Origin of the sequence: Arthrobacter sp. 147(2020), assembly GCF_013116715.1 — a bacterium.
Lineage (GTDB): Bacteria > Actinomycetota > Actinomycetes > Actinomycetales > Micrococcaceae > Arthrobacter_D.
In genome coordinates this window covers 1-26,905 of sequence record NZ_JABFOM010000024.1, presented here as the reverse complement: position 1 = coordinate 26,905, position 26,905 = coordinate 1, and the positions used below count along the sequence as shown (strand labels likewise).

20 protein-coding genes are annotated in these 26,905 nt (G+C 65.9%); 14 read left to right on the top strand and 6 right to left on the bottom strand.

The genetic code is table 11. The features are described 5' to 3' along the window. Positions 1-94: 94 nt before the first annotated feature. The 3 genes from HMI58_RS13900 to tmk are packed head-to-tail and all read right to left on the bottom strand — an operon-like array spanning position 95 to position 3,452. Positions 95-1,651, bottom strand: coding sequence for an alpha/beta hydrolase (locus HMI58_RS13900; protein ID WP_171620586.1), 1,557 nt, complete (start codon positions 1,649-1,651; stop codon positions 95-97). After that, entirely contained in the window at positions 1,648-2,811 is a 1,164-nt protein-coding gene (locus HMI58_RS13895) for a DNA polymerase III subunit delta' (protein WP_171620584.1), read from the bottom strand. The genes HMI58_RS13900 and HMI58_RS13895 overlap by 4 nt, the downstream gene beginning before the upstream one ends. Next, positions 2,808-3,452, bottom strand: a complete 645-nt coding sequence (gene tmk, locus HMI58_RS13890; RefSeq protein WP_171620582.1) for a dTMP kinase — start codon at positions 3,450-3,452, stop codon at positions 2,808-2,810. The genes HMI58_RS13895 and tmk overlap by 4 nt, the downstream gene beginning before the upstream one ends. A 118-nt stretch (positions 3,453-3,570) precedes the next feature. Here tmk and HMI58_RS13885 point away from each other — a divergent pair, with 118 nt between their 5' ends. The 3 genes from HMI58_RS13885 to HMI58_RS13875 all read left to right on the top strand — a co-directional run bounded on the left by HMI58_RS13885 (position 3,571) and on the right by HMI58_RS13875 (position 5,880). After that, positions 3,571-4,734, top strand: a complete 1,164-nt coding sequence (locus HMI58_RS13885; protein WP_171620580.1) for a PLP-dependent aspartate aminotransferase family protein — start codon at positions 3,571-3,573, stop codon at positions 4,732-4,734. A 9-nt stretch (positions 4,735-4,743) separates the two neighbouring features. Continuing rightward, the gene (locus HMI58_RS13880) at positions 4,744-5,067 is read left to right on the top strand and encodes a DUF2516 family protein (RefSeq protein WP_171586120.1); all 324 of its coding nucleotides are present in this window, start codon (positions 4,744-4,746) and stop codon (positions 5,065-5,067) included. Positions 5,068-5,130: 63 nt separating this feature from the next. Further along, positions 5,131-5,880, top strand: a complete 750-nt coding sequence (locus tag HMI58_RS13875; protein ID WP_171620578.1) for a phosphoglyceromutase — start codon at positions 5,131-5,133, stop codon at positions 5,878-5,880. Positions 5,881-5,977: 97 nt separating this feature from the next. Here the strand turns inward: HMI58_RS13875 and phoU are convergent, their stop codons facing one another. Further along, positions 5,978-6,637 (bottom strand): phosphate signaling complex protein PhoU, encoded by a 660-nt coding sequence (gene phoU / locus HMI58_RS13870; protein ID WP_171586118.1) that lies wholly within the window; start codon positions 6,635-6,637, stop codon positions 5,978-5,980. Between the two features lie 173 nt (positions 6,638-6,810). Here phoU and HMI58_RS13865 point away from each other — a divergent pair, with 173 nt between their 5' ends. Beyond that, entirely contained in the window at positions 6,811-8,079 is a 1,269-nt protein-coding gene (locus HMI58_RS13865) for an ATP-binding protein (protein WP_171620576.1), read from the top strand. Then, positions 8,076-8,756 (top strand): response regulator transcription factor, encoded by a 681-nt coding sequence (locus tag HMI58_RS13860; RefSeq protein WP_171620574.1) that lies wholly within the window; start codon positions 8,076-8,078, stop codon positions 8,754-8,756. Before HMI58_RS13865 ends, HMI58_RS13860 begins: the two co-directional genes overlap by 4 nt. Before the next feature lie 3 nt (positions 8,757-8,759). Here HMI58_RS13860 and HMI58_RS13855 read toward each other — a convergent pair whose 3' ends face one another. Next, positions 8,760-9,305, bottom strand: coding sequence for a hypothetical protein (locus HMI58_RS13855; RefSeq protein ID WP_171620572.1), 546 nt, complete (start codon positions 9,303-9,305; stop codon positions 8,760-8,762). A 266-nt stretch (positions 9,306-9,571) separates the two neighbouring features. Here HMI58_RS13855 and HMI58_RS13850 point away from each other — a divergent pair, with 266 nt between their 5' ends. The 6 genes from HMI58_RS13850 (at position 9,572) to glgX (ending at position 16,064) form a co-directional block, all read left to right on the top strand. Further along, on the top strand, positions 9,572-10,054 hold the full coding sequence (locus HMI58_RS13850; RefSeq protein WP_026551934.1) for a CarD family transcriptional regulator: 483 nt from the start codon (positions 9,572-9,574) through the stop codon (positions 10,052-10,054). Positions 10,055-10,147: 93 nt separating this feature from the next. After that, positions 10,148-10,888: a 2-C-methyl-D-erythritol 4-phosphate cytidylyltransferase gene (gene ispD / locus HMI58_RS13845; RefSeq protein WP_318779229.1), complete on the top strand. Its 741-nt coding sequence runs from the start codon at positions 10,148-10,150 to the stop codon at positions 10,886-10,888. Further along, positions 10,885-11,406 (top strand): 2-C-methyl-D-erythritol 2,4-cyclodiphosphate synthase, encoded by a 522-nt coding sequence (ispF, locus tag HMI58_RS13840; protein WP_171620570.1) that lies wholly within the window; start codon positions 10,885-10,887, stop codon positions 11,404-11,406. Before ispD ends, ispF begins: the two co-directional genes overlap by 4 nt. A gap of 32 nt (positions 11,407-11,438) precedes the next feature. Then, the gene (gene cysS, locus HMI58_RS13835; RefSeq protein WP_171620568.1) at positions 11,439-12,893 is read left to right on the top strand and encodes a cysteine--tRNA ligase; all 1,455 of its coding nucleotides are present in this window, start codon (positions 11,439-11,441) and stop codon (positions 12,891-12,893) included. Positions 12,894-12,985: 92 nt separating this feature from the next. Next, complete coding sequence (gene rlmB, locus HMI58_RS13830) at positions 12,986-13,972, top strand: 23S rRNA (guanosine(2251)-2'-O)-methyltransferase RlmB (RefSeq protein ID WP_171586112.1); 987 nt, start codon at positions 12,986-12,988, stop codon at positions 13,970-13,972. Positions 13,973-13,991: 19 nt separating this feature from the next. Continuing rightward, positions 13,992-16,064: a glycogen debranching protein GlgX gene (gene glgX, locus HMI58_RS13825; protein WP_171620566.1), complete on the top strand. Its 2,073-nt coding sequence runs from the start codon at positions 13,992-13,994 to the stop codon at positions 16,062-16,064. Between the two features lie 204 nt (positions 16,065-16,268). Here the strand turns inward: glgX and glgP are convergent, their stop codons facing one another. After that, positions 16,269-18,881 carry an alpha-glucan family phosphorylase gene (gene glgP, locus HMI58_RS13820; RefSeq protein ID WP_171620564.1) on the bottom strand — a complete coding sequence of 871 codons (2,613 nt, stop codon included), beginning with the start codon at positions 18,879-18,881 and terminating at the stop codon, positions 16,269-16,271. Positions 18,882-19,047: 166 nt separating this feature from the next. Here glgP and HMI58_RS13815 point away from each other — a divergent pair, with 166 nt between their 5' ends. From HMI58_RS13815 to glgB, 3 genes are read left to right on the top strand one after another with little or no spacing between them, the layout of a single operon-like run. After that, on the top strand, positions 19,048-21,117 hold the full coding sequence (locus HMI58_RS13815; RefSeq protein WP_318779230.1) for an alpha-1,4-glucan--maltose-1-phosphate maltosyltransferase: 2,070 nt from the start codon (positions 19,048-19,050) through the stop codon (positions 21,115-21,117). Beyond that, entirely contained in the window at positions 21,117-22,883 is a 1,767-nt protein-coding gene (treS, locus tag HMI58_RS13810; RefSeq protein ID WP_171586109.1) for a maltose alpha-D-glucosyltransferase, read from the top strand. The genes HMI58_RS13815 and treS overlap by 1 nt, the downstream gene beginning before the upstream one ends. Then, entirely contained in the window at positions 22,883-26,581 is a 3,699-nt protein-coding gene (glgB, locus tag HMI58_RS13805) for a 1,4-alpha-glucan branching protein GlgB (protein WP_171620562.1), read from the top strand. Before treS ends, glgB begins: the two co-directional genes overlap by 1 nt. The last annotated feature ends 324 nt before the right edge of the window (positions 26,582-26,905 follow it).

The following is a 26,905-nucleotide window of genomic DNA, read 5'->3' as shown; positions in this document are numbered from 1 at the left end:
ACAAGCGTCAACTCTATAAGAGCAGCACTCGGAAGGTCAAAAGCGCACCCTCCGCGAGTTGTGCTCCCTCACAACGGAGACAGCCCGTCGCGGGCTAGCCGCAGGTGACGCCGTCGTCGGGCACTGTCCCGTCGATGAAGTAGGAATCCACCAGGTCCCCGATGCAGTCGCCTGCCCGGCCGTAGGCGGTGTGCCCCTCGCCCTCCCAGGTGACGTGCACCGCGGTCTCCAGCTGGTCGGCCAGCGCCAGCGACCAGTCGTACGGCGTCGCGGGGTCACCGGTGGTCCCGATGACGACGATCGGTGCGGCATCAGGCGCCGACGCCGCCGCGGGCTCGAGCACCGGACCGTACTCCCAGGCGGTGCAGGTGACGCCGCCGTAGGCCAGGTACGGGCCAAACGTGGGGGAGACCTCCTCCAGTTCCTCGGCGTCGGCGTTGAGCTCGTCGAAGTCAGTGGTCATGGGGTAGTCGAGGCAGTTGATGGCAATGAAGGCTGAATTGCTGTTGGTGGCGTAGACGCCGTCGGGCCCGCGATCGGCGGCGAGGTCAGCGAGTTCCAGCATGGCCGTGGGGTCGCCCTGCAGCGCCTGGTCGATCGCGGCGGACAGCAGCGGCCAGTTGTTGTTCTCGTAGAGCGGCAGGATGAAGCCGGAGAAGAAGGTGCCGATAGTGACGAGGCGCCCGTCCGACGCCGTCATCGGGCTTTCCTCCACCGAACGGAACAGGTTCTGGATCACCGCGACGCCCTGGTCCACCCCGGAGGGCAGGGGACACTCGCTGGACAGCTGGCAGTCGGCGACAAAGGTGCGCAGGGCCGCTTCGAAGCCGCGGGCCTGACCCAGGGTGATCTCCTCGTTGCTCAGCGACGGATCCACGGCACCATCAAGGACCAGCCGGCCGGTGTTGGTGGGGAACAGTTCGGCGTACGCGGTGCCGAGCGCACTGCCGTAGGAGAAGCCCAGATAGTTCAGCTGCTCGTCACCCACCACGGCCCGCAGGATGTCCAGGTCGCGGGCTGCACTGTCGGTGTCGATGTAGCCCAGCAGCTCGCCGGTCCGCTCTGCGCACTGCGCGGCGAAGTCCTCCGCCTCCGCGGCGAGCGTCTCATAGGCCTCGGCGTCGGAGATTCCCGGCTCCAGGAACTCCAGCCGGTCTGCTTCGCGTTCCTCATCGGTCAGGCAGTCGACGGCGCTGGACTGTCCCACGCCGCGGGGGTCGAAGCCGACGACGTCGTAGTGCTCACGCAGCCGGTCGCTGGTGATAAACGGCAGGGCATCCCTGACGATGTTGACGCCTGACCCGCCCGGGCCGCCCGGGTTCACCAGGACGGTGCCCTGCGCGTCACCCGTAGCGTCGCTGCGGATGACTGCGACGTCGATCGACTCACGCGACGGGTCGGCGTAGTCCAACGGCATCTCAACCGTGGCGCACGCGAACGTCTCCTCGCACAGTTCCCATTCGACTTCCTGGGTGTAGAAGCTCTCAAGATCCGCGGGGACCTCGCCCACCACCTCCGGGGCGGCTGACTCCACCCCGACCTCCGGGGAGTCACCGGACCCGGGGGAGAGCAGCTGACAGCCCGAGAGCACCAGTGCACCGGAGAGGACGACGGCGGCAGTGGCCAGGCGGCGGGGTGAAAAGCTTCTCACGCGGTGTAATCCTTTTCGGGCAGGAGACTGACGGCCATCGCCTCGATGGCCAGAAGCGGGGCAACGTTGGTGTTAACGATCCGGTCGCGCACTTTGTTGATCGACTCGATCCTCGTCAGCGTCCCTTCGGGGGTGCCGCCGCGGGCAAACGCTTCCAGCTCGGGGCGAAGCGGCTCATTCACGAGGTCCCTGCCGCTGGAAACCTGCAGCATCAGCACATCCCGGTAGAACGAGGTCAAATCGGTCAGCGCACGGTCAAAATAGTCGTTCTTGGACCGTTTTGCCCGGCGGGTCTGGTCATCCTCAAGCCGTTTGACCTGCCCACGGATGGCGGGCGGAAGCGTCCCGCTCTCGGGTGCGCCCAGGGTGGCCAGCAGGGCAGCCTTCTCCTGGGCATCCCGCTGTTCGAAGGAGCTCTGCGCCTCCGCCTCGGCGAGCTTCACCAGGTCCGCTGCGGCCTTCATCGCGCCCGCCACACTCTTCAGGTCCAGGGGCAGCCGGACGATCTGGTTCCGCCGGTCCCGTGCGCCGTCGTCCGTGGCCAACCGTTTTGCGACGCCGATATGGCTCTGCGCCGCCCGCGCTGCGGCCTCCGCAGTCGCCGGGTCGATCCCGTCGCGGCGCACCAACAGGTCGGCAACATCCTGTACCGGGGGCAGCCGCAGGTTCACGGCGCGGCACCGGGACCTGATGGTCACCAGCACGTCGCCGGGGCTCGGCGCGCACAATAGCCAGATGGTCCGGGGCGGTGGCTCCTCGATCGCCTTGAGCAGCACGTTGGTGCTGCGCTCCTGCATCCGGTCGGCGTCCTCAACGATGATGACCCGCCAGCGTCCGGTGGAGGGCTTGTCCTGGGCCTTGCGGACCAGTTCCCGCGCCTCGTCGATGCTGATAGTCACCTTCTCCGTGGTGACGTTGGTGATGTCCGCGTGGGAGCCAGCGAGCGCTGTCCGGCAGGCCCGGCACTCCCCGCAGCCCCGCTCGTCCAGGGATTCCCGCTCGCACAACAGTGCCGCAGCGAACGCGCGGGCGGCGTTGGAGCGGCCCGATCCGGGCGGGCCCGTGAACAGCCAGGCGTGGTTCGGCTGGTCGGCGGACGCCGCGCGGCGCAGCTGCTCGACCACCGGTTCCTGACCCATCAGGAAGGTCCACACGCTCATCCGAGACGCTCCTGGACGGCCGCGAGGATCGCCGTCGCCAGCTCCTCGACGGGCTGCCGGGCGGGCAGCACCAGATACTGTGCCGGGTTCGCCTCGGCCCGGTCCAGGAACGCGCCCCGGATCAGGGAGTGGAAAGCATCGGGCTCGGACTCCAGCCGGTCCTCAGCGCCGTTCTGGATGCGACGACCCCGGCCCTCGACCGGCTCGACGTCGAGCAGCACCGTGAGGTCCGGCTGCAGCCCCTCGACGGCCCACAGGTTCACCTCAAGGACGCTGTCGGTGCCCAGCCCCCGGCCGGCCCCCTGATACGCGACCGAAGAGTCGATGTACCTGTCGCAGACGACGACGGCGCCACGGGACAGGGCGGGAAGGATCGCCTGATGGACGTGGGCGGCCCGGGACGCGGCGAAGATCAGGGCCTCCGTGCGGGGGTCGATCTCACCCTGCCCATGGTCGAGGACCAGGGACCGGAGCTTCTCGCCGATGGTGGTGCCACCGGGCTCGCGGGTGCGCAGCACCTCCAGGCCATGCTCCTGCAGGGCAGCAGCGAGGAGGCCGGCCTGGGTCGACTTGCCGGCGCCGTCGCCGCCCTCAAAGGCAATGAACAGCCCGGACGTGCGGCGCGGGGAAGGTGTAGTCACCTGCCCAGCCTATCGAGTCTCACCGACCTCCCGGGCAGCATCTCGGCGCCCCGATCCGGGGCGGCCGGGGCGAGCGGTCACATTTCACCCGGTTGCCACAGCCAACTACCCTGAATCCATGACCCACCACGCTGACCACGAGCTCGCCCAGGACACCATCGTGGTGGCCTCCGGACGCCCCCCGAGGGAGCATGACGCCCCGGTGAATCCGCCGATCATCCTGTCCTCCACCTTCCACGAGGCAGTCGACCCGACTGCGGGGGACCGGATCTACGGCCGCATGTCCAACCCCACCTGGGACCCGTTCGAGGAGGCTCTTGGCACGCTGGAGGGTGCTGCCCTGCCCGCCCTGGTGTTCAGCTCCGGTCTCGGCGCCGCGGCGGCCGCACTGTCACTGGTGCCGACCGGTGGCGTCGTCGTCATGCCCCGCCATGCCTACGCCGGTTCCCTCAGCCTCGCCGACGACGAGGCGGCGCGCGGCCGGTTCACCCTCGTCCGGGTGGCCGTCGCCGATACCGAGCAGGTGCTCGCCACGCTGGAGCAGGCCGACCTGCTCTGGCTGGAAAGCCCCACCAACCCGATGCTTGAGGTCGCTGACCTGCGCGCCCTCATCGCCGCCGCGAAGGCCGCCGGAGTGACGGTGGTGGTCGACAACACCTTCAACACGCCGCTGGTGTGCAAGCCACTGGACTTCGGCGCCGACGTCGTGCTGCACTCGGTCACCAAATACCTGGCGGGCCATTCCGACGTCGTCCTCGGCGCCCTCGCCACCTCCGATGCCGCAGTCCGGACGGATCTGCTCAAGCACCGCACCCTGCACGGTGCCATCGCCGGCCCGTTCGAGGTGTGGCTGGCACTCCGGGGGCTACGCACGCTGGCGCTGCGGGTGGAACGGTCCCAGGCGAACGCTCTCTACCTGGCGCACAAACTTGAGCAGCATCCCGCCCTCACCAAGGTCCGCTTCCCCGGGCTCGCGACCGACCCCGGGCACCAGCGCGCCGCCGACCAGCTGAACGGCTTCGGCTCGATCATCAGCATCGAACTGGCTGACGTTGCCGCTGCCGAAGCCCTCGTTGACGCCGTGTGCCTGTGGCTGCCGGCCACCTCCCTGGGCGGCGTCGAGTCCCTGATTGAACGACGACGGCGGCAGACGGGCGAGCCAGTCACCGTCCCGGAGGCGCTGGTCCGGCTCTCGGTCGGGATCGAGAATCCTGAGGACCTATGGGCGGATTTGGAGCAGGCCCTCGACGCCCTGCGACCAGGCGGCGACTCCACCCGATAAGCTTGAACCGTGGACATTGCATATGACATTCGGAACTATCTGTACCTGGCGCTCGGTCTGGTGGCGCTGGGCATCGAGATCTGGGCCCTCATCGACTGTGTGAAGCGTCCCGCGGCCAACTTCGAGGCCACGATGAAGCGCACCAAGGGCTTTTGGACGGCGATGACCGGTGGCGCTGCCGCCGTCGGCGCGCTCACCGTGCTCGTGACGTCTACTGGGCTCTTCGGGCTGCTGCAGATCGTCGCCGTGATCGCCGCCTGCGTCTACCTGGCCGACGTGAAGCCTGCCGTCTCAGAGGTCCGTGGCGGCAGCGGTCCATACGGACCCTGGTAACCGTCCACCGGTAACAGAACCGCCACAGGTGAACCTGCGGCGCTCATGCGGCAGACTGAACCTATGACTTCCTACAAAGTGATCCTGCTCCGCCACGGCCAAAGTGAGTGGAACGAGAAGAACCTGTTCACCGGCTGGGTCGATGTCCCGCTGACCGAACAGGGCCGAGCCGAAGCCATCCGCGGCGGGGAACTGCTGGTCGAGGCCGGCCTGCTCCCCGACATCGTGTACACGTCCCGGCAGAAGCGGGCCATCATCACCGCGAACCTGGCCCTTGAGGCTGCTGACCGCAGCTGGATTGACGTCAAACGCCACTGGCGGCTCAACGAGCGCCACTACGGCGCCCTGCAGGGCAAGGACAAGGCGCAGACCCTCGCGGAGTTCGGCGAGGCCCAGTTCATGGAGTGGCGCCGCTCCTACGACACCCCGCCACCTCCCATCGAGGACGACAGCGAATTCTCCCAGGCCAACGATCCGCGGTACGCGGACCTCGGCGATGCCATCCCCCGCACCGAGTGCCTCAAGGACGTCCTGGACCGGTTCCTCCCGTACTGGGAATCCGACATCGCACCGGACATCAAGGAGGGCAAGACGGTACTCATCGCAGCGCATGGCAACTCCTTGCGCGCATTGGTGAAGCACCTGGACGGCATCAGCGACGGCGACATCGCCTCCCTGAACATCCCGACCGGCATCCCCCTGATCTATGAACTGGATGAGAACCTTGTTCCGGTCAAGGCTGGCGGCACCTACCTGGACCCTGACGCCGCTGCGGCAGCGATCGAAGCCGTCGCCAACCAGGGCAAGCACTAGCCCTCAGAGTCACCAGCTCACCACCCCACGAACGACGACGGCCGGCCCCCTCAGGGGACCGGCCGTCGTCGTCGGTGGTGTGTGTTACCAACCGGGGTTAGTTCAGCGGAGCGCTGGGCTGCCATTCGCCGGTGACCAGGTAGGTGACCTTGCGGGCGACGGAGACGCCATGGTCGGCGAACCGCTCGAAGTAGCGGCTGGCCAGCGTCACGTCCACGGTGATGGGTGCTGACACATCCCAGTCCGGGGCGGCGATTGCCTTGAAGACCCCTGCATGCAACTCGTTGATCCGTGCGTTGTGCGCGTAGATCTCGTTGCTGAGCTGCAGGTTCCGGGTTTCGAGCAGTTCGTTCACCTTCTTGGCGATCTGCTGATCCAGCTCGGCCATTTCCTCGAAGGTGGGGCGGATGGCCGCCGGGATCACGTGTTCGGGGTACCGCAACCGTGCCAGCTGGGCCACATGGCGGGCCAGATCGCCCATCCGCTCCAGCGAGGCGCTCATCCGAAGCGCACCCACGATCATCCGCAGGTCGCTGGCGACAGGGCCCTGGAGGGCCAGAATGTCGATGGCACGCTCGTCCAGATCATTCTGGAGGAAATCGATGCGTGCGTCGGCGGCGATCACATCCTGGGCAAGTTCGGTGTCAGCGGTCTCGAACGCGGTGGTGGCTTTGCCCAGCGCCTCCGCGACCAGCTGCGAGATTTCGATGAGCTGTTCACCGATCTGGTGAAGCTCTGCCTGAAAAACCTTCCGCACGGGAGGCATCCTTTCCATAGAGATGACTGCGTACGTCTATGCACAGTCCCACACAGCACATTCTCAGTTGGTGATGAACTGTTATGCACCTTTGAGTGAACGTTAGTTGAACCACTTCCCTATTGCCACCGGAACACCCTTCCCGGCACCGTTGGTACGCATAAGCTAGGCATGTGGATCCCGTCCTTCTCATTCTCATTGCCGGGCTGGTCGGCGTCGCCCTGGGCACCGCCGGCATGGCCGCTTTCCGGCTGAGCGAAATCCAGCGCCGTTCGCTCCTCTTCGTCGATGAGCCAACCCTGCCCGAGGGGGCGGCCGAGGTGCTCTCCATCATTGGCCGCGCCTACGTGGTGGTCGACGCGATCGACGGCGTGGTGCGGGCCAGCCCCGCCGCGTATGCCTTCGGCCTGGTCCGCGGCCACACGGTGGTGCACTCGGAACTGCTTGAGCTCACCGCCAGGGTGCGCCGTGACGGTGTGATTGAACAGAAGCAGCTGGAGTTGCCGCGTGGCCCCCTGGGCCAGGGGACGATCATCGTGCTCGCCCGGGTGGCGTCCCTGGGGGAGGAATACGTCCTGATCCTCGCCGATGACCGGACAGAAATCACCCGCACCGAGGAAATCCGCAACGACTTCGTGGCGAACGTGTCCCACGAGCTCAAAACCCCAGTGGGTGCCATCTCCCTGCTCGCTGAGGCGCTCGACGACGCCGCGGAGGACGAGGAAGCCGTCCGCCGGTTCGCCCGCCGGATGCACAAGGAGTCGGCACGCCTGTCAGCCCTGGTGCAGGACATCATTGAACTGTCGCGGCTGCAGGGTGCCGACGTGGTGCGCCGCGGGCGCCCCGTGGACATCAACACGGTCATCGCGGAGGCGGTGGACCGCAACCGGCTTCCCGCGGAGAGTAAGCAGATCGACATCGTAGTCGGTGGGCGGATTGACGAACCGGTCTACGGTGACCCCGACCTGCTGATGACGGCGTTCAGGAACCTGATCGACAACGCCATCCGCTATTCGCCCGAGGGCACCCGGGTGGGGGTGGGGCTGCGCTCCCGGGATGGTCTCGCCCAGATCTCCGTCACCGACCAGGGCATCGGGATCACCCCCGAGGAACAGGAACGGGTCTTCGAGCGGTTCTATCGGATCGATGCGGCCCGCTCGCGCCAGACCGGTGGCACCGGGCTGGGCCTGAGCATCGTCAAGCATGTGGTCTCCAACCATGGTGGCGAGGTGACCGTCTGGTCCCAGTTCGGCCAGGGGAGTACCTTCACCGTGCGGCTGCCGGAGATGGAGGCGGACAGCGATGCCGCGGACGGGCTCGCGGCCACCGAGAAGCGCACCGACCGGCGCGTTGAAGCGTCGACCGGGAAGTCCGGGAAATCCGGTCCGTCCGGCGAGAAACAGGGCGGACCGTCCGCCCACGAACAAGGAGTGAGCGTTTGACCCGCATCCTGATGGTGGAGGACGAAGAATCCTTCAGTGACCCGCTGTCCTATCTGCTGGGCAAGGAGGGGTTCGAGGTGTCAGTAGTGGGCGACGGCAACGAGGCGATCGTCGAGTTTGACCGCGCTGGCGCCGACCTGGTGCTGCTGGACCTGCAGCTGCCCGGCCAGTCGGGGACCGAGGTCTGCCGGCAGCTGCGCCAGCGCTCCAGTGTGCCGGTCATCATGCTCACCGCCAAGGACTCCGAGATCGACAAGGTGGTCGGTCTGGAGCTGGGAGCCGATGACTACGTCACGAAGCCCTACTCCTCACGGGAGCTGGTGGCAAGAATCCGCGCGGTGCTGCGGCGGCAGGCCGAACCCGAGGAATTGATTTCGAACACTGTGCAGTCAGGGCCGGTGCGGATGGACATCGAACGGCACACGGTCAGCGTGAATGGCGCCCCGGTCGTGATGCCGCTGAAGGAGTTCGAGCTGCTCGAGATGCTGCTGCGCAACGCTGGCCGGGTGCTGACCCGGGGTCAGCTGATAGACCGGGTCTGGGGTTCGGACTACGTCGGTGATACCAAGACCCTTGACGTGCACGTGAAACGGCTCCGCGGGAAGATCGAGGCGGACCCGTCCAACCCCAGCCACCTGGTGACGGTGCGCGGCCTGGGCTACAAGTACGAGTCCTGAAGGTTACTCTTCCTCTTCGCCTGTTTCTACGGGCGTCGGGGTGGGCTCGGGGGTGTAGCCGCCGGGAACGTATTCGCGGTACTCGGCCAGGGTGCCGTCCAGCACGGGAACCCGCAGTTCGACGGTCTCGGAGTTCACCAGGAAGTTCAGGTCGACCAGGGCACCGGGGATCTCGCTGACACCCTCAAGTACGCCGTCGTCGGTGGTCTCGTCCTCGAAGACCCACTTCCCTTCGGCAGGAACGGTGATGTCCACCGTTGAGTTCTCGCCCTCAATGGTCAACTGCACTGCCGAGTCGGTGGGGTTGAACACCGTGCCGAGGATGGTGCCCGGCTCGCCCTCCTCCGAGGTGATGATCAGGATGTTGCGCAGTTCCAGGGGACCAACCTCGTCGACGATTCCGTCCGAGGCCGCGTACTGGATCGTGGTGGCCTGCTCACTGGTCACACTGCAACCGGTGGCACCGAGGAGAGCGACCAGTGCTGCACCGGCAGCCAGGCTCCGCGTCGCCCGGGTGTGCTGCAGGGGGTTGATTCGGTCACTCTTCACAGCGCAAACTCCTACGGTGGTCGATCATCTGGTGGGGAACTGCCAGTTCAAACTTTCCCTACAGCCTATCGGGAAAAGTTACCCGGTGAGGGAGCGCTGCGGCTCACACGCAACACTTTCGACGCGACGTGGATCACTAAAACCCAAATCCGTCAAGGGGCGAATCATAGCCAATCCCCTTCACATGTCCCTGCTGACCTGCGTAAACACGCCTTCGGCGTGTCGAATTCGTGATAAACTGATCTGCGGGAAAGGGGAAAGTCCACATGGTTTTTGAGGTCGGCGAAACAGTAGTTTATCCTCACCACGGCGCAGCGAAGATCGAAGAGATCAAGATGCGCGTCGTCAAGGGCGAAGAGAAAATGTATCTCAAGCTCAAGGTGGCTCAGGGTGATCTAACCATTGAAGTTCCAGCAGAGAACGTTGACCTCGTTGGGGTGCGCGATGTAGTGGGCAAGGAAGGTCTCCAGCACGTCTTTGATGTGTTGCGGGCCGAGTTCACTGAAGAGCCCACCAACTGGTCACGACGCTACAAGGCAAATCTGGAAAAACTTGCCTCGGGTGACGTGATCAAGGTTGCGGAAGTAGTCCGCGACCTGTGGCGCCGTGATCATGACCGTGGGTTGTCAGCAGGGGAGAAGAGGATGCTCGCCAAGGCGCGGCAGATTCTGATCTCGGAACTGGCACTCGCAGAGAAGACCGATGAAGAGAAGGCCGCGAGCGTTCTCGACGAGGTACTGGCTTCCTAGCTCTTCAGGAACGCTTCCTGAAGGACATCGAGTTTGATAAGGGATCGCCCGGGTGGGCGGTCCCTTTTTCTTGCCCTGACGTAGGGTAATCAGGTGTCGCGAACCTACCCCGCATCCCAGACCAGCCCCACGCCCGATGCCGGGGTGCGGGTCGGCGTCATCATCGTGGCCGGTGGGGCAGGGCAACGGTTGGGGCTTGGCATTCCGAAGGCCCAGGTCCAGGTGGCAGGCCGCAGCATCCTCGATCATGCCCTCCAGGGGGTGCTGGACGCCGGCGTCGCCCATGAGATCTGCGTGGTGGTCCCCGCCGCCGACACCGCCCTCCGTGCGGCCGTCGCTGAGGTGGTCACTGATATCCCGGTACTGCTGGTCGCCGGGGGTGCCACCCGCCCGGACTCCGTCAACGCCGGTCTGGCCGCACTGTCTCCAGGCATCAGTCATGTCCTGGTGCACGACGCCGCCCGCGCACTCACCCCACCCGACGTCTTCCAACGGGTCGTTGCAGCACTGCGGGCCGGCGCCGAAGCGGTGATTCCCGTGATTCCCGTGGTCGACACCATCAAGACCGTCGACGGCGGTCTGGTCACCGGCACACCGCCGCGCGACACCCTCCGGGCGGTCCAGACACCCCAGGGATTTAACGTCGACACCCTCCGCCTCGCCCACCAGACCCCCGGCGCCGCAGTCACCGACGACGCCATGCTGCTGGAACGCCTCGGCATTCCCGTCCAGGTGGTCGACGGCGACGACGCCGCCTTCAAGGTCACCACCGCCCAGGACCTCCGCCTCGCGGCCATCCTCGCTCCTACCCCCACCGGAAAGACACAACCATGAACCTGCCCCGCACCGGCGTCGGCGTCGACGTGCACGCGTTCGCCCCCGAGGACGCTCCCCGCCCGCTGTGGGTGGCCGGGCTGCTCTGGGATGGCGAACGCGGCCTGAGCGGACACTCCGACGGCGACGCGGTGGCCCATGCCGCAGCTGACGCACTGTTCTCCGCCGCAGGCGTGGGCGACCTCGGCACCCACTTCGGCACTGACCGCCCGGAATTCGCTGGCGCCTCCGGGGTCAGCCTGCTGGCCGAGGCCGCCCGGATCGTGCGTGCTGCAGGCTTTGAAATCGGCAACATCGCGGTGCAGCTGGTCGGCAACCGCCCCAAGTTCGCGCCGCGCCGGGCGGAAGCTGAAGCGGTCCTGACCCTCGCTGCGGGCGCACCCGTCAGCGTGTCAGCGACTACCACCGACGGGTTGGGCTTCACCGGACGGGGGGAGGGCATCGCGGCGGTGGCGACTGCCGTCGTCGTCAGCGTCACACCCCCTGCCGCTGACCCCAGCTCCGGCGACGCCGGATGAAGCAGCCCACCGCGACCGGCTAATCTGGAGCGGTGAGCCTGAGATTCTATGACACCGCGACCGCCCAGATCCGCGACTTCGTTCCCCTCAAGCAGGGTGAAGTGGGACTGTACTACTGCGGTGCCACTGTGCAGGGGATGCCGCACGTGGGGCACATCCGCTCCGCAATCGCGTTCGACCAGCTCACCCGCTGGCTGAGCGCCAGCGGTTACAAGGTCACCACGGTCCGCAACGTCACCGACATCGACGACAAAATCTTGGCCCGCGCCAAGGAATCGGAGCACGACGACGCCCTGCCCCGCGAGCTGCGCGGCGAACAGTGGTGGGCGCTGGCCTACCGCTACGAACTGGAATTCCAGCGGGCATACGACACCTTGGGCGTGCGCAGGCCCACCTACGAGCCGCGCGCGACCGGCCACATTCCAGAAATGCACTCCCTGATCCAGCTCCTCATCGACCGGGGGCATGCCTACCCGGCCAACGACGACTCCGGTGACGTCTATTTCGATGTGCGTTCATGGAAGGGGTACGGCTCCCTCACCCGGCAGAACATCGACGACATGCAGAGCGCCACCGACGTCGAACCCGAATTCATCAACCGGAAGCGCGATCCGCGAGACTTCGCTCTCTGGAAAGGGTGGAAAGAAGGCGAGCCGGACACCGCCGCCTGGCCCAGCCCGTGGGGACCCGGCCGGCCGGGCTGGCACCTCGAGTGCTCGGCAATGGTCACCAAGTACCTCGGCACCGAGTTCGACATCCACGGCGGCGGCCTGGACCTGAGGTTCCCGCACCACGAGAACGAAATGGCCCAGTCGCAGGCCGCGGGGCACCCCTTCGCCCGGTACTGGATGCACAACGGGATGGTCACCTTCGAGGGTGAAAAGATGTCCAAGTCGATCGGCAACACGGTCAGCCCCACCGAGATGCTCGACCTCGCCAGCCCCCGCGTCGTGCGGTACTACCTCGGGCAGGCGCACTACCGGTCGGTACTCGACTACCGGCCCACCTCCCTGCAGGAGGCAGCTGCTGCCGTCGAACGCATCGACGGGTTCCTCTCCAAAGCCGCCGCCCGGGAATTCCCCGACGGGTACGGCTTCGTTGCCGGTCCCGCACCGCAGGCATTCATCGAAGCGATGAATGATGACCTCAACGTGCCCCAGGCGCTGGCCGTCCTGCACGACACGGTCCGGGCGGGGAATACCGCCCTGGCCGCTGGAGACAGCGAGGCCACCAAGAAGGCCTTCATCGACGTCATGAAAATGACAATGGTGCTCGGACTCGACGACGTCCAGGACCCCGGCAAGGGTCCCCGCGGCCCCGAGTACATCGCCCTGGATGCGCTGATCAAATCCCAGCTGCAGCAGCGCACGACCGCCCGGGAAACGAAAGACTGGGCGCAGGCCGACGCCATCCGTGATGCCCTCACCGCTGCCGGAATCGTCATCGAGGACACTGCCGACGGTGCCTCCTGGACCCTGAAAAGCTGACCAATGCCGCCATACAGCAGACTCCGGTGAAGTCTGCTGCGTTACCCGCGTAAACTGGGGTGACCAATCTTCTACCCAAAGGTGTTTTCCCCATGGCCACTCACGGACGTCCCGGCGCTGTGCGCAAGAGCAAAAAGGGCCCCTCGGGCGGAACCGGAGGCCTTGGACGCAAGGCGCTGGAAGGCAAGGGTCCCACCCCGAAGGCCGAGGACCGCCCGTACCACAAGGCCCACAAGAGCAAGCAGCTCGCCGAACGGTCGGCGGCCAAGCACTCAGGCAACCGCAACCCCGGGTCGTCCCGCAACACGCGCGGCAAGGGCACCGAAGAAATGGTCACCGGCCGCAACGCGGTCGTCGAGTCCCTCAGGGCTGGCATCCCCGCGAAGGCGCTGCACGTGGCCATCCGGATCGAAATGGACGAGCGGATCCGCGAATCGCTGAAGCTCGCCACCGAGCGGGGCATCCCGCTGATGGAAACCGGCAAGACCGAGCTGGACCGGATGGCGGACGGCTCGGTGCACCAGGGCATCATGCTGCAGATCCCGCCCTACGAGTACGTCGACGCCGTGGACCTCGCCACCGAGACCATCCAGAAATGGAAGAAGGGCCACATCAACAACGCACCGTTGTTCGTCGCCCTGGACGGCATCACCGACCCGCGCAACCTCGGCGCCATCATCAGGTCACTGTCCGCGTTCAGCGGCCACGGCGTCATCGTTCCCGAGCGACGGTCCGTCGGGATGACCGCCTCGGCGTGGAAGACCAGTGCCGGCGCTGCCGTGCGGGTCCCCGTCGCCAAGGCCGGCAACCTGAACTCCACCCTGAAAGCCTTCAAGGACAAGGGCATCTTTGTGCTGGGCCTCGACGGCGACGGCGACGTATCCCTCCCTGACCTGACGCTCGGCCGCGAACCTGTCTGCCTGGTCGTGGGTTCCGAAGGAAAGGGCCTGTCCCGCCTGGTCCGCGAGAACTGCGACCAGATCGTCTCGATCCCCATCGACTCAGCGATGGAGTCGTTGAACGCGTCGATGGCAGTAGGGATCAGCCTGTACGAGATCTCGCGCCAGCGTTCCGCCTGACCGCAGCCGACCACCAGCCATGAGCGTCTCCCTCGAACTGAGCCCTCCCTCCAGCGAATTCCCGCTGGGAGTGCACCGCTCCCACGCGCGCACCACCGCGGCGGACGGCGTGAACGTCGCCGTCTATGCGCCAGGAGTGTCGGCCCTGGCCGTGCACTATCAGGGGCGGGACGGCTCCTGGCACTCCACCGCCCTGGCTGACTACACCCACGGGGTGCACCACGGCGTGGTGGAGGGGCTCGCCGACTCGGTGCGCTACGCGTTCTGGCCGGTCGAAACCACCCTGCCGGACACCTCCCAGCTGCTGCTCGACCCGTATGCGCGGGCCATCGACACGGTAGATACCGAATCCGGGCCGGTCTACTGGTCGGTCTACGTGGAGGACGGCGGCTTCGACTGGGGAACCTCCGCACCACCCCGGACCCACTGGCGCGACACAGTGGTCTACGAGGCGCACGTCAAGGGACTCACCCAGCTGCATCCGGACATCCCGGCGGACCTGCGGGGCACCTACGCAGGGCTCGCGCACCCGGTCATGATCCGGTACCTCAAGGAGCTGGGTGTCACGGCGGTGGAACTGTTGCCGGTCCACTTCCACATCGACGAACCGCACCTCGGGCCGCTGGGACTGACCAACTACTGGGGCTACAACACCCTCGGGTACTTCGCCCCGCACCCCGGCTACGCCACCGAGGCCGCCCGCGCCGCGGGGCCCCGGGCCGTGCAGGACGAATTCAAGGGGATGGTGAAACTCCTCCACGAGGCGGGCCTCGAGGTGATCCTGGATGTGGTGTACAACCACACCGCCGAGGGTCCACCGGATCTGCCCGCGCTGAGCTGGCGCGGGCTGGCCGAGCAGCAGTACTACCGGCACGGTGACAACGGACGCTACCTGGACACCACCGGCTGCGGTAACACCCTGAACTTTGCCCACCCCCGCGTCGTCGCCCTTGCCCTGGATTCCCTGCGGTACTGGGTGGAGGAATTCCACATCGACGGCTTCCGCTTCGACCTCGCCGTGTCAATGGCCAGGGACGAGACCAACACCTTCACACCGCGCCACCCTTTCCTGGTTGCCGCCGGAGCCGACCGCGCCCTGCGCGGCGTCAAAATGATCGCCGAACCCTGGGATATCGGGATGGGCGGCTGGCAGACCGGTAACTTCCCGCAGGGCTGGGCAGACTGGAACGACCGCTTCCGCGACACCGTGCGCGACTTCTGGCTGACCGATCAGGCGAGCCTCGCAGCGGGCGGCGGTGCGGGGTCAGTGGCCCGGCTGGCGGGGTGCCTGAGCGGTTCCACCGACCTTTTCGCCCCCTCGGGGAGGACCTCAGTCGCGAGCATCAACCTCATCACCGCCCACGACGGGTTCACGCTCGCCGACCTGACCTCCTACAGCCGCAAGCACAACGAGAACAACGGCGAGCAGAACCGTGATGGTCACAACGACAACCGCAGCTACAACCACGGCATGGAGGGCCCCACCGACCAGGAGGCCATCTCCGCGGCGCGGTCCCAGACCGCCCGCAACCTGATGGCTACCTTGCTGCTCTCCCTCGGCGTTCCCATGCTCACCGCCGGGGACGAGTTCGGCAGGTCGCAGCGCGGCAACAACAACGCCTACTGCCAGGACAACGAGCTCGCCTGGCTGCACTGGGATCACGACGACGACGCCCGCCACCTCCTGGAGCACACCCGCTCCCTGCTGCGGATCCGGCGGGAGTTCCTGGCGCACCAGCCGCACGGCTATCCGGCGCGGGACGACAGTTCCTACCTGCACTGGTTCAACCCGGCCGGCACCGCCATGACGCAGGAGCAGTGGACCGACCCCGGATCGCGGACGGTGCAGCTGCTCCTCGGCTCCCCGGACGGCATCCTCGACGGGCTGGTGGTCATCAACGGCAGCATGGACGACGCCCGGATCACGCTGCCCGCCCGCACCGCGCTGGAAGACAGTGGCCTGCCGTCGATCAAACGGTTCGAGCTGCGCTACACCACTGCTGGCGACCAGGACCGCCGCCGCGGTGCGAGGGTGGGCTCGGGCGAGACCGACGTCGTCCCCGCCAACTCCATCAGCGTGTACCGGGTCTAAGCCCGGCACCTCAACGGTCCCCGGGCTTTCGGCCGCGCAGGAGCTTCCCCGTGCGCAGCCCCTTCATAAGGCTCAGTCCCCTGTTGGTGCGCTGCCCTCGCTGGCGTGCGGTTTCGCGGGCACGCAAAAGCGGCAGCAACACCAGGAAACTCTGGCGCGACTGCCGCTCATGCTGAACAGGCGCTGGGCCTGCAAGTTAGTGTCCTACGCGTTGGCGACCAGTCCGAGTTCGGACTTCGAGGCCAGGCTGACGTGCTTCGGCAGCACCCGGACGGTGTACCCGAAGGACCCTGAGTGGTCGATCCTGATACTTCCGGAGAACAGGTACCGGCCCGCGCCGAGGTTCTCGGAGACCTCGAGGTTGGCCAGGGCCACCTCGCTGAGCTCGTCGTTCTCGGAAGCCCGTCCGTAGGCCACCTCAACGGCGACGTCGTCCGGGGACAGGGCCCCGAGTGACACGTACGCGTTGACGGTCAGCGAGTCACCGATCTGGGGATCCTCGGCGACGCCGATCGAGTCCACGTGTTCCACCTGGACGGCTGACCAGCCGTCGTTGATGCGCGAACGCCAGGCGGCGGTGTGCTTTGCTGCCGTGTAGTCCGACTCGGCGGCCAGGCGACCGGCCCGCCAGGCGGGCTGGTACAGGTGGCTGACGTAGTCCTGCAGCATCCGCTCGGCGGACACCGCCGGCCCCAGGTTCGCCATGGTGTGCTTGATCATGGCGACCCACTGGTGCGGGACGCCGTCGTGGGAGAGCTCCGACGGTCCGGCAGCGCCGGCGCCTTCCGAGCGCACAGTGCTGTAGAACCGTGGTGCCACCTGCTCCTCGAGCAGGTCATACAGCGCCGAGGCCTCAATGTCGTCGCGCTCCTCGGGGGAGGCGTCATTGTTCGCCGTCGGGATGGCCCAGCCGTTGTCGCCGTCGTACATTTCGTCCCACCAGCCGTCGAGCACCGACAGGTTGAGTCCGCCGTTGATGGCCGACTTCATGCCCGACGTGCCGCAGGCCTCGAGGGGGCGCAGCGGGTTGTTCAGCCAGACATCGCAGCCGGGGAACAGGGTACGCGCCATGGCGATGTCGTAGTTCGGCAGGAACACGATCCGGTGGCGTACCTCCGGGTCGTCGGTGAACCGGACCAGGTCCTGGATCATCCGCTTGCCCTGCTCGTCGGCCGGGTGCGACTTGCCGGCAATGACCAGCTGGATCGGGTTGTCGGGGTGCAGCAGCAGCGCCTTCAGGCGGGCTGGATCCCTGAGCATGAGGGTCAGCCGCTTGTAGGTGGGCACCCGGCGGGCGAACCCGATGGTGAGGATGTCCGGGTCAAGGACGTTGTTCGTCCACGCCAGCTCGGCGTCAGCCGCGCCCCGCTTCTTCCACGAGGACCGCAGGCGCTGCCGGACGTCGTCGATCAGGTTGGACCGCATCCGGCGGCGCAGGGCCCAGATGTCCGAGTCCTCGACGTCGTACACGTTGGACCACTGCGGGTCGAGCACCGACTCGGCGCCGAAGCGTTCCCGGGCGAAGTCGGCGATCAGCGGGTCAACCCAGGTGGGGACATGGACGCCGTTGGTGACCGAGGAGATGGGGACCTCGCTGGTGTCGAAGCCCGGCCACAGCCCGGAGAACATACCGCGGGACACCACGCCGTGCAGCTTGGCCACACCGTTCGCACGCTGGGCCAGGCGCAGGCCCATCACCGCCATGTTGAACTTGTTGGGGTCGCCGCCCTCGTAGTTCTCGGCGCCGAGGGTGAGAATCTTCGCCGTCGGGACCGACGGGGCCAGACCGGCGTCGAAGAAGTGCTCGATCTGGGACTTTTCGAACCGGTCGATCCCTGCAGGCACAGGGGTGTGGGTGGTGAACACGGTGCAGGAGCGCCCCGCGGTCAGCGCCTCTTCCCAGCTCATCGGGGACGGGTTGGACGGGTCCATCAGTTCCCGGATCCGTTCGATGCCGAGGAATCCGGCGTGACCCTCGTTGGTGTGGAACACCTCGGGTGCCGGGGTGCCGGTCAGCCGTTCGAAGATGCGTAGCGCCTTCACGCCGCCCATGCCCAGCAGCAGCTCCTGCTGCAGGCGCTGGTCGCCGCCGCCGCCGTAGAGGCGGTCGGTCACGTTGCGGGCGGCCTCGTCGTTGCCGGCCACGTTGGAGTCCAGGAGCAGGAGGGGGACACGGCCGACGTCGGCGCGCCAGATGTGTGCGATCAGCTGCCGTCCGGCGGGCAGGGGGAGGACCACCTTCGCTGGGCTGCCGTCCTCCTCGCGGAGGAGCGTCAGGGGCAGGCCGTCAGGATCGAGGACCGGGTAGGTTTCCTGCTGCCAGGCGTCACGGGAGAGCGACTGCTTAAAGTACCCGGCCTGGTAGAGCAGGCCGACACCGATAAGCGGGACACCCAGATCGGAAGCCGCCTTGAGGTGGTCGCCGGCAAGGATGCCGAGGCCGCCCGAGTACTGGGGGAGGACGGCGCTGATGCCGTATTCAGGGGAGAAGTAGGCAATGGAGCGAGGTGCGTCGTCGCCAAGGGACTGGTACCAGCGGGGTTCGGTCAGGTACCGGTCCAGGTCGCTGCCCAGTTCAGCGATCCGGGCGACCAAGCGCTCGTTATCGGCGAGCTGGCTGAGCTGCTCGCGGGTGACCGAGCCGAGGAATGCGACGGGGTCCTGACCGCTCGCCTCCCACGCCACAGGGTCGAGGTCCCGGAACAGACGGGTGGTCGGCAAATGCCACGACCACCGCAGGTTGCCTGCCAGCTTGCCCAGCGGGGCGATGCTTTCGGGGAGAACGGTACGGACTGTAAATCTGCGGATTGCCTTCACCCGGGAAAGGCTAGCGTACTTTCCCGGGCGTAGGTGGGCGTGTGACCGCCGATGAGAGCAACTGGGAGTAAACGTTTGCGTTATCGGTCTACTCAACAGTTAAATGCGCCCATGTTACGTCCGCGCGCCTTAGCAATCTCGGCAAATACTCGCTAACGTCTAACCTGTGACGACTTCAATAGAGCCACCACGTAAGGGACGTACCGCCAGGAAGCCGATAGACGGCAAAGATCTGCGGTTCGGACGAATTCCAATTACCAACATTGCGCCAGTGGTGGACTGCGGTGCCTTCCCGTCCAAAGCGATCCCCGGATCGGACATCACGGTCGGCGCGACGGTGTTCCGTGAGGGGCACGACCAGCTGGGCGTCTCAGCGGTCCTGCTCTCCGGGGCAGGGGTTGAGGTTCAGCGGGTGCGCCTGAAACCGGTGGGCCTGGGCCTCGACCGGTACGAGGGGCAGCTACGCCCGCCGTCGGTCGGTAACTACACCTTCGTCATCGAAGGGTGGGGGGACCTGTACGGGACCTGGCACCACAACGCCGAAGTGAAGATCGCCGCCGGGGTGGACGTTGAATTGATGCTCGCGGAAGGCGCAGCCCTGTTCACCAATGCGGCGAAGTCCCGCCCGGGCCAGGACGCAGAGGCCTTCATCGCTGCCGCCAGCATCCTCGCCGACACTGAACTCCCAGTCGGTGAGCGGTTGGCCGCCGGCGAGTCAGCCGACATCCTGGCCGCCATCGACCGCGAACCGCTGCGCGACCTGGTGACCGTATCCCAGCCCTACCGCATCCTGGTGGAACGCGAGCTCGCCGGGCGTGCGGCCTGGTACGAGTTCTTCCCCCGCTCCGAGGGGGCTACCTACGACCCGGCCGCCGCGCAGTGGACCTCGGGTACCTTTGTTACCGCCGCCGAGCGGCTGCCCGCCGTCGCGGATATGGCGTTCGACGTCGTCTACCTCCCGCCGATCCACCCGATCGGGCGCACCCATCGCAAGGGACCCAACAACACGCTCATCGCCGGCCCCGGCGATCCCGGATCACCCTGGGCCATCGGCGCTGCGGAGGGTGGCCATGACGCGATCCACCCCGACTTGGGCACCTTCGACGACTTCGACGCCTTCGTGGCCCGCGCCAACGAGCTGAACCTGGAAATCGCCCTGGACCTCGCCCTGCAGGCGTCCCCGGACCACCCCTGGGTCACTTCCCATCCCGAGTGGTTCACCACCCGGGTGGACGGGTCCATCGCCTACGCGGAGAATCCGCCGAAGAAGTACCAGGACATTTACCCGATCAACTTCGACAACGATCCCGACGGCCTCTCGAACGAGGTACTGCGCATCGTTCTGCTGTGGATCAGCCACGGGGTGAAGATTTTCCGGGTGGATAACCCGCACACCAAACCGGTGGTGTTCTGGGAATGGCTCATCCGCGAGGTCAACCGCAAACACCCCGAGGTGGTCTTCCTGGCCGAAGCTTTCACCAGGCCGCCGATGATGCACGCGCTGGGCCGTGCCGGATTCCAGCAGTCCTACACCTACTTCACCTGGCGCAACACCAAGACCGAGCTCGAGGAGTACTTCACCGAGGTCAGCAAGGTCAGCGCGCCCTACTTCCGCCCCAACTTCTTCGTCAACACCCCCGACATTCTCACCGAGTTCCTCCAGTACGGTGGACCGGCGGGATTCAAGATCCGGGCGGTGCTCGCCGCCATGGCCAGCCCGCTCTGGGGAGTCTATTCGGGCTACGAGCTGTACGAGCACGTCGCCCGCCCCGGCGCCGAGGAATCGATCGACAACGAGAAGTTCGAGTATCGTCCCCGTGACTTCAAGCGTGCCGAGGCCGAGGGGCGCAGCCTGGCGCCGTACCTGACCAGGCTCAACCACATCCGCCGGGACCACCCGGCGCTGGGCGATCTGGAAAACCTGACCCTGCACCACAGCTCCGACTCGGAAACCCTCGTGTTCTCCAAGCACAAGGACAACGTCGGCGGTGACAGCTCCGCCAAGGACACGATCATCGTGGTGGTCAACCTCGATCCGCACGGGGCCAGGGAAAGCACCGTTTCGCTGAACCTCGATGCCCTCGCCCTTGACCCCGAGGACTGCAATGAGGACGGCACCTTCTGGGTGGACGATCTCATTACCGGCCAGAGCTGGGTCTGGGGCACCCACAACTACGTCAGGCTGGACCCGCATGTGGAACCAGCACACATCCTTTACCTCAGGAGGAAGCCCTAGTGGCCAACCCGTTTCAACTCAACGCACCAGGTCTCGCGCATGACCCACACTGGTACCGCAAGGCCGTATTCTACGAAGTTCTGGTGCGCGGATTCGCAGACGCGAACGGCGATGGCTCAGGCGATTTCTCCGGCCTGATCGACAAACTGGACTACCTGCAGTGGCTCGGGGTGGACTGCCTGTGGCTGCCGCCCTTCTTCAAGTCGCCGCTGCGCGACGGCGGCTACGACATCGCCGACTACTACAACGTCCTCGACGAGTTCGGCACCATCAGTGACTTCAAGCGGCTGGTCGCCGAGGCGCACGCCCGCGGCGTGCGGGTCATCATCGACCTGCCGTTGAACCACACATCGGACAAGCACCACTGGTTCGAGGAATCCCGTAACGATCCCGACGGTCCCTACGGCGATTTCTACGTCTGGAGCGACACCGACGAGAAGTACGAGGACGCCCGGATTATCTTCGTTGACACCGAGGAGTCCAACTGGACCTTCGACCCGGTCCGCCGGCAGTTCTTCTGGCACCGCTTCTTCTCCCACCAGCCGGACCTGAACTTCGAGAACCCCAAGGTGATCGAGGCATTGTTCGACGTCGTGAAATTCTGGCTCGACCAGGGCATCGACGGTTTCCGTGCGGACGCCATCCCCTACCTGTTCGAAGAGGAAGGGACCAACAGCGAGAACCTTCCCCAGACGCACGCGTTCCTCAAGGACCTGCGCACCATGGTGGACGAGAACTACCCCGGCCGCATCATCGTCGCGGAAGCCAACCAGCTCCCGGACGAGGTGGTCGAATACTTCGGCGACGCCGACGGCCCTGAATGCCACATGTGCTTCCACTTCCCGATCATGCCGAAGCTCTTCTACGCACTGCGTGACCAGAAGGCCGGTCCGATCATCGAAACGATGGCCGAAACTCCCGACATTCCCGCGGGCGCCCAGTGGGGCACCTTCCTCAGGAACCACGATGAGCTCACCCTCGAAATGGTCACCAACGAGGAACGCGAAGCGATGCTCGGCTGGTACGCCCCGGATTCGAGGATGCGCGCCAATGTGGGTATCCGCCGGCGGCTGTCCCCGCTGCTCGATAACTCACGTGCCGAAGTGGAACTCATCCACGCCCTGCTGCTCTCCCTGCCGGGCAGCCCGTTCCTGTACTACGGGGACGAAATCGGGATGGGTGACAACATCTGGCTCGACGACCGCGACGCGTCGCGTACCCCGATGCAGTGGAACCCTGATCGCAACGCCGGCTTCTCCACGGCCGACCCGGGAAAGCTGTATCTGCCGGTTGTGCAGTCGCTGGTCTACCACTACAACCACGTCAACGTGGAAGCCCAGTTGGCCAGCTCCAGCTCCCTGCTGCACTGGATGCGGCAGATGCTCGCCGTCCGGCGTACTCACCCCGCGTTCGGCCTGGGGTCCTACCGCAACGTACCCACCGAGGCGGAATCGGTCCTGGCCTTCATCCGCGAAGTGGCGCCCGGCAATGACGAGGGCGAGCAGCCCGAGGTGGTGCTCTGCGTGTTCAACCTCTCGCAGCACCCGGTGGCCGCCGAACTCCACCTGCCCGAATACGCCGACCGGGGTCTGCGGGACCTCTTCGGCGGTACTCCCTTCCCCGCGTTCGGTAGCGACGGTTCCCTTACCCTGACACTGGGCAGCCACGACTTCTACTGGCTGCGCCTGCGCTCGGCCAGCTCAAACACGGCTTCGCCGCACACCGAAGCACTGCCCGTCATCCAAGCCCCGGAGGCCGCAAAGTAATGCCCAAAATGACGCCGACCTTTCCAGAACTTCTTGAAACCTGGCTTCCTGGTCAGCGGTGGTTCCCCGCCACAGGCCGCGAGTTTGAACTTCGCCGGGTCGGTGGCATCCGGCTGGAGGACCCTAAAGGCGAGGTAGGGCTCGATGTCCACCTGATCGCCGTCGACACTGGCACCCGCCAGGACATTGTGCAGGTTCCGCTGAGCTACCGGAAGGCGCCCCTGCGGGGTGCCAAGGCCGCACTGATCGGTGAGGCCGAGCACTCCGAACTTGGTCACCGCTGGATCTACGACGCCACCCACGACCCGGTGTTTGTCACCGCGTGGGTGGAGTTGATGCGCTCCGGAGGGGTGACCGAGGACGGACGCACGCATGGTGTTCCGCAAGGGTCCTTCGGCGATCAGAAGCGGTTTGTCAGGTCTCTCAAGTTGACGGTCCTCAAGGGTGAGCAGTCCAACACCTCAGTGGTAGTCAAGACCCCAGCCGGATCAATGATCGTCAAGTTCTTCCGCGTGCTGGCCCCGGGCGAGAGCCCCGACGTCCAGGTCAGCGCCAAGCTGGCCGACGCTGGATCCGTTGATGTCCCGGCCACATATGGCTGGGTCACCGGCAGCTGGGAAGACACCACCGCCAAGGGGAAGTGGCTGACCGGCCACCTCAGTGTGCTGCGCGACTTCATCGACGACAGCACCGACGCCTGGCGGACCGCCTCAGCCGCGGCGGCAAGCAACACCGATTTCACTGCCGAGGCAGCCGAGCTGGGCCGGGTGACTGGACGCATCCACTCCCAGCTGGGGGAGGCCTTCGGCAGCCGTGCGGCAAGCGACGCCGAACGTGCCGAGTTCATCGAAACCCTCGTCCAGCGCATCGAGTGGGCCTGGGAAGAAGCCCGCGGAGTCGTCGGACCGCTTGAAGCCGAAGTGGCGACAGTGGTGGAGCGCGTCCGCGCCGTCACGACTCTGCCCGAGCTACAGCGCATCCACTCCGATTACCACCTGGGGCAGGTCCTCAACGCGCCTGACGGATCGTGGCTGGTCCTGGACTTCGAGGGTGAGCCACTACGCCCAGCGGCCGAGCGCTCTGTGCCCGATGTGGTGCTGCGCGACGTCGTCGGCATGACCCGTTCGCTCGAGTACGCCGGCGCGGCGGCAGCCCACGGCAACGACGCAGCCATCCCGGCTGCCGACCAGTGGACAGCAGCGTCCGCCGCCGCCTTCGCTGCCGGCTACCAGGAGCAGACCGGCACCCCCATCGACCGGGCGGACCCCCTGTTCCTTGCCCTCTGGCTGGACAAGGCGCTGTATGAAGTCGTGTACGAGCTGCGCAATCGTCCGGAGTGGGTGGACATCCCCGTCAGGGATGTGCGCCGTGCCCTCACCGGGCAGGCGGAGTCCGCCTCAACTGAGACTCCGGCTGCTGTTCCCGCGTCCGCGGGCCCGATCGATCCGGTGATCGCCGTCGACCCCGTGGCAACCTCAGCAGCAGTCGCAGCGACCAGTGGTGGTTCGGCCGTCAGCGGCCGGATCAACCACCCGGAGGATGTCCTCCAGGCTGTTTCCGAAGGGCGCTACCACCAGCCGCACGCTGTCCTGGGTGCGCACCTTGAGGGTCAAACCCAGGTGACGATCCGGACCCTGCGACGTCTGGCACAACGGGTCACAGTGGTGACCGCCAGTGGCCGGGTCGAGCTGGAGCATGAACACAACGGCATCTGGGTGGGAACCGTCGAAGCGGAGACCCCCGGGCACGTGCCCGACTACCGGCTTGAAGTGACCTATGACGGCAGCCCACAGCTGGTCGACGACCCGTACCGGTTCCTGCCCACCCTGGGTGAAATCGACATGCACCTGCTGGCGGAAGGGCGGCACGAGACCCTCTGGACGGCTCTCGGCGCCCATGTCCGTCACTACGCATCAGTGCTCGGCGATATCGACGGCGTCAGCTTCGCTGTCTGGGCGCCCAACGCCCAGGCTGTGCGCGTCAAGGCGGATTTCAACGGCTGGGACGGCTCGATCAACGCGATGCGCGCGCTGGGCAGTTCAGGTTTCTGGGAAATCTTCATTCCCGGCGCCGAGGCAGGATCCCGCTACAAGTTCGAGATCCTCGGCAGCGACGGCCAGTGGCGCGAGAAGGCCGACCCGATGGCGCGTGGGACCGAGATCCCACCGCTCACCGGTTCGCGCGTCGTCGAATCCCGATACACGTTCCAGGACGACGAGTGGATGACGGCGCGCGCTGCCGCCGATCCCCACAACGGGCCCATGAGCGTCTACGAGGTGCACCTCGGCTCCTGGCGGCTTGGACTGAACTACAGGGAGCTTGCCGAGCAGCTCACCGAGTACGTCCAGTGGCAGGGCTTCACCCACGTCGAGTTGATGCCTGTCGCTGAACATCCCTTCGGTGGCTCCTGGGGTTACCAGGTGACCTCGTACTACGCCCCCACCTCGCGGTTCGGTCACCCGGATGACTTCAAGTATCTGGTGGACAAGCTGCACCAGGCGGGCATCGGCGTCATCATGGACTGGGTGCCAGCCCACTTCCCCAAGGACGACTTCGCCTTGGCCAAGTTCGACGGCGGTACCCTCTACGAGCACGGCGACCCCTTCCTTGGGGAACACCCCGACTGGGGAACGCTGATCTTCGACTTTGGTCGTCGTGAAGTGAGGAACTTCCTCGTCGCCAACGCGCTGTACTGGCTGGAAGAATTCCATATCGACGGGTTGCGCGTGGACGCTGTCGCCTCGATGCTCTACCTGGACTACTCCCGTGAGGAGGGCCAGTGGACCCCGAACCGCCTCGGCGGGAGGGAAAACCTTGAGGCAATCGGTTTCCTGCAGGAGGTCAACGCGACAGCCTACAAGCGGGTACCGGGCATTGTGATGATCGCTGAGGAATCCACCTCGTTCCCCGGAGTCACCCGTGCCACCAGCGGCGGCGGGCTCGGATTCGGGTTGAAGTGGAACATGGGCTGGATGCACGACTCGCTCGAGTACATGGCTGAAGATCCGATCAACCGTGGCTACCACCACGGCAAGGCCACGTTCTCGATGGTCTACGCCTACACGGAGAACTTCCTCCTGCCAATCAGCCACGACGAGGTTGTGCACGGCAAGGGGTCCCTGTTGCGCAAGATGCCGGGCGACCGGTGGCAGCAGCTCGCAAGCGTGCGCGCCTACCTGGCGTTCCAGTGGGCGCACCCCGGCAAGCAGCTGATCTTCATGGGCACCGAGTATGCGCAGGAATCCGAATGGTCGGAGCAGCACGGTCTTGATTGGTGGCTCTCCGACACTCCCGCCCACAAGGGCGTGCAGCATTTGGTGCGGTCGCTGAACGGCATCTACCGGAATACGCCGGCGCTTTACCTGCGGGATAATGATCCGTCCGGCTTCCAGTGGATTGACGAGAACGACGGCGCACGCAACACGCTGTCCTTCATCCGTTGGGATGGCCAGGGCAATCCGTTGGTCTGTATCGCGAACTTTGCCGGTGCGCCGCACGAAGGATTCAGGGTGGGACTCCCATGGTCCGGCGATTGGGAGGAAGTGCTCAACACCGACTCCGAGGAATTCGGTGGTTCGGGTGTGACCAACTTCGGCGGAGTGACTTCCGTCGAAGGACCGTGGAGCGGCCAGCCGGCTTACGCCGATCTCCGTGTCCCACCTCTCGGTGTCGTCTACCTGGCACCGAAAAGGGCCTAGATCCGCGTGGGGCCGGGCTTTTTCAGCCCGGCCCCGATGCCGATTTACAACCTCGGCCGAAGGGTGCTAGAGTTTATATCCGCGCTGGTCGAGGGAATTGACCGGCTGACAACCCCCAGAACTTCGGTTCGTCTCAGAGTGCAGTACAGCTCAGAGATTGGAAGGATCAGCCGATTTGACCCGAAGATGATTAGCCGGTAAGTTTGAAAAGTTGCTCCGGAGCGATGATGGAACTGTTTGGTTCTGTTTGGTGCCGGGTGTGTCTGTTGTTTGAGAACTCAATAGTGTGCCATGTTTGTTGATACCGATTGTTTTATTGATTGG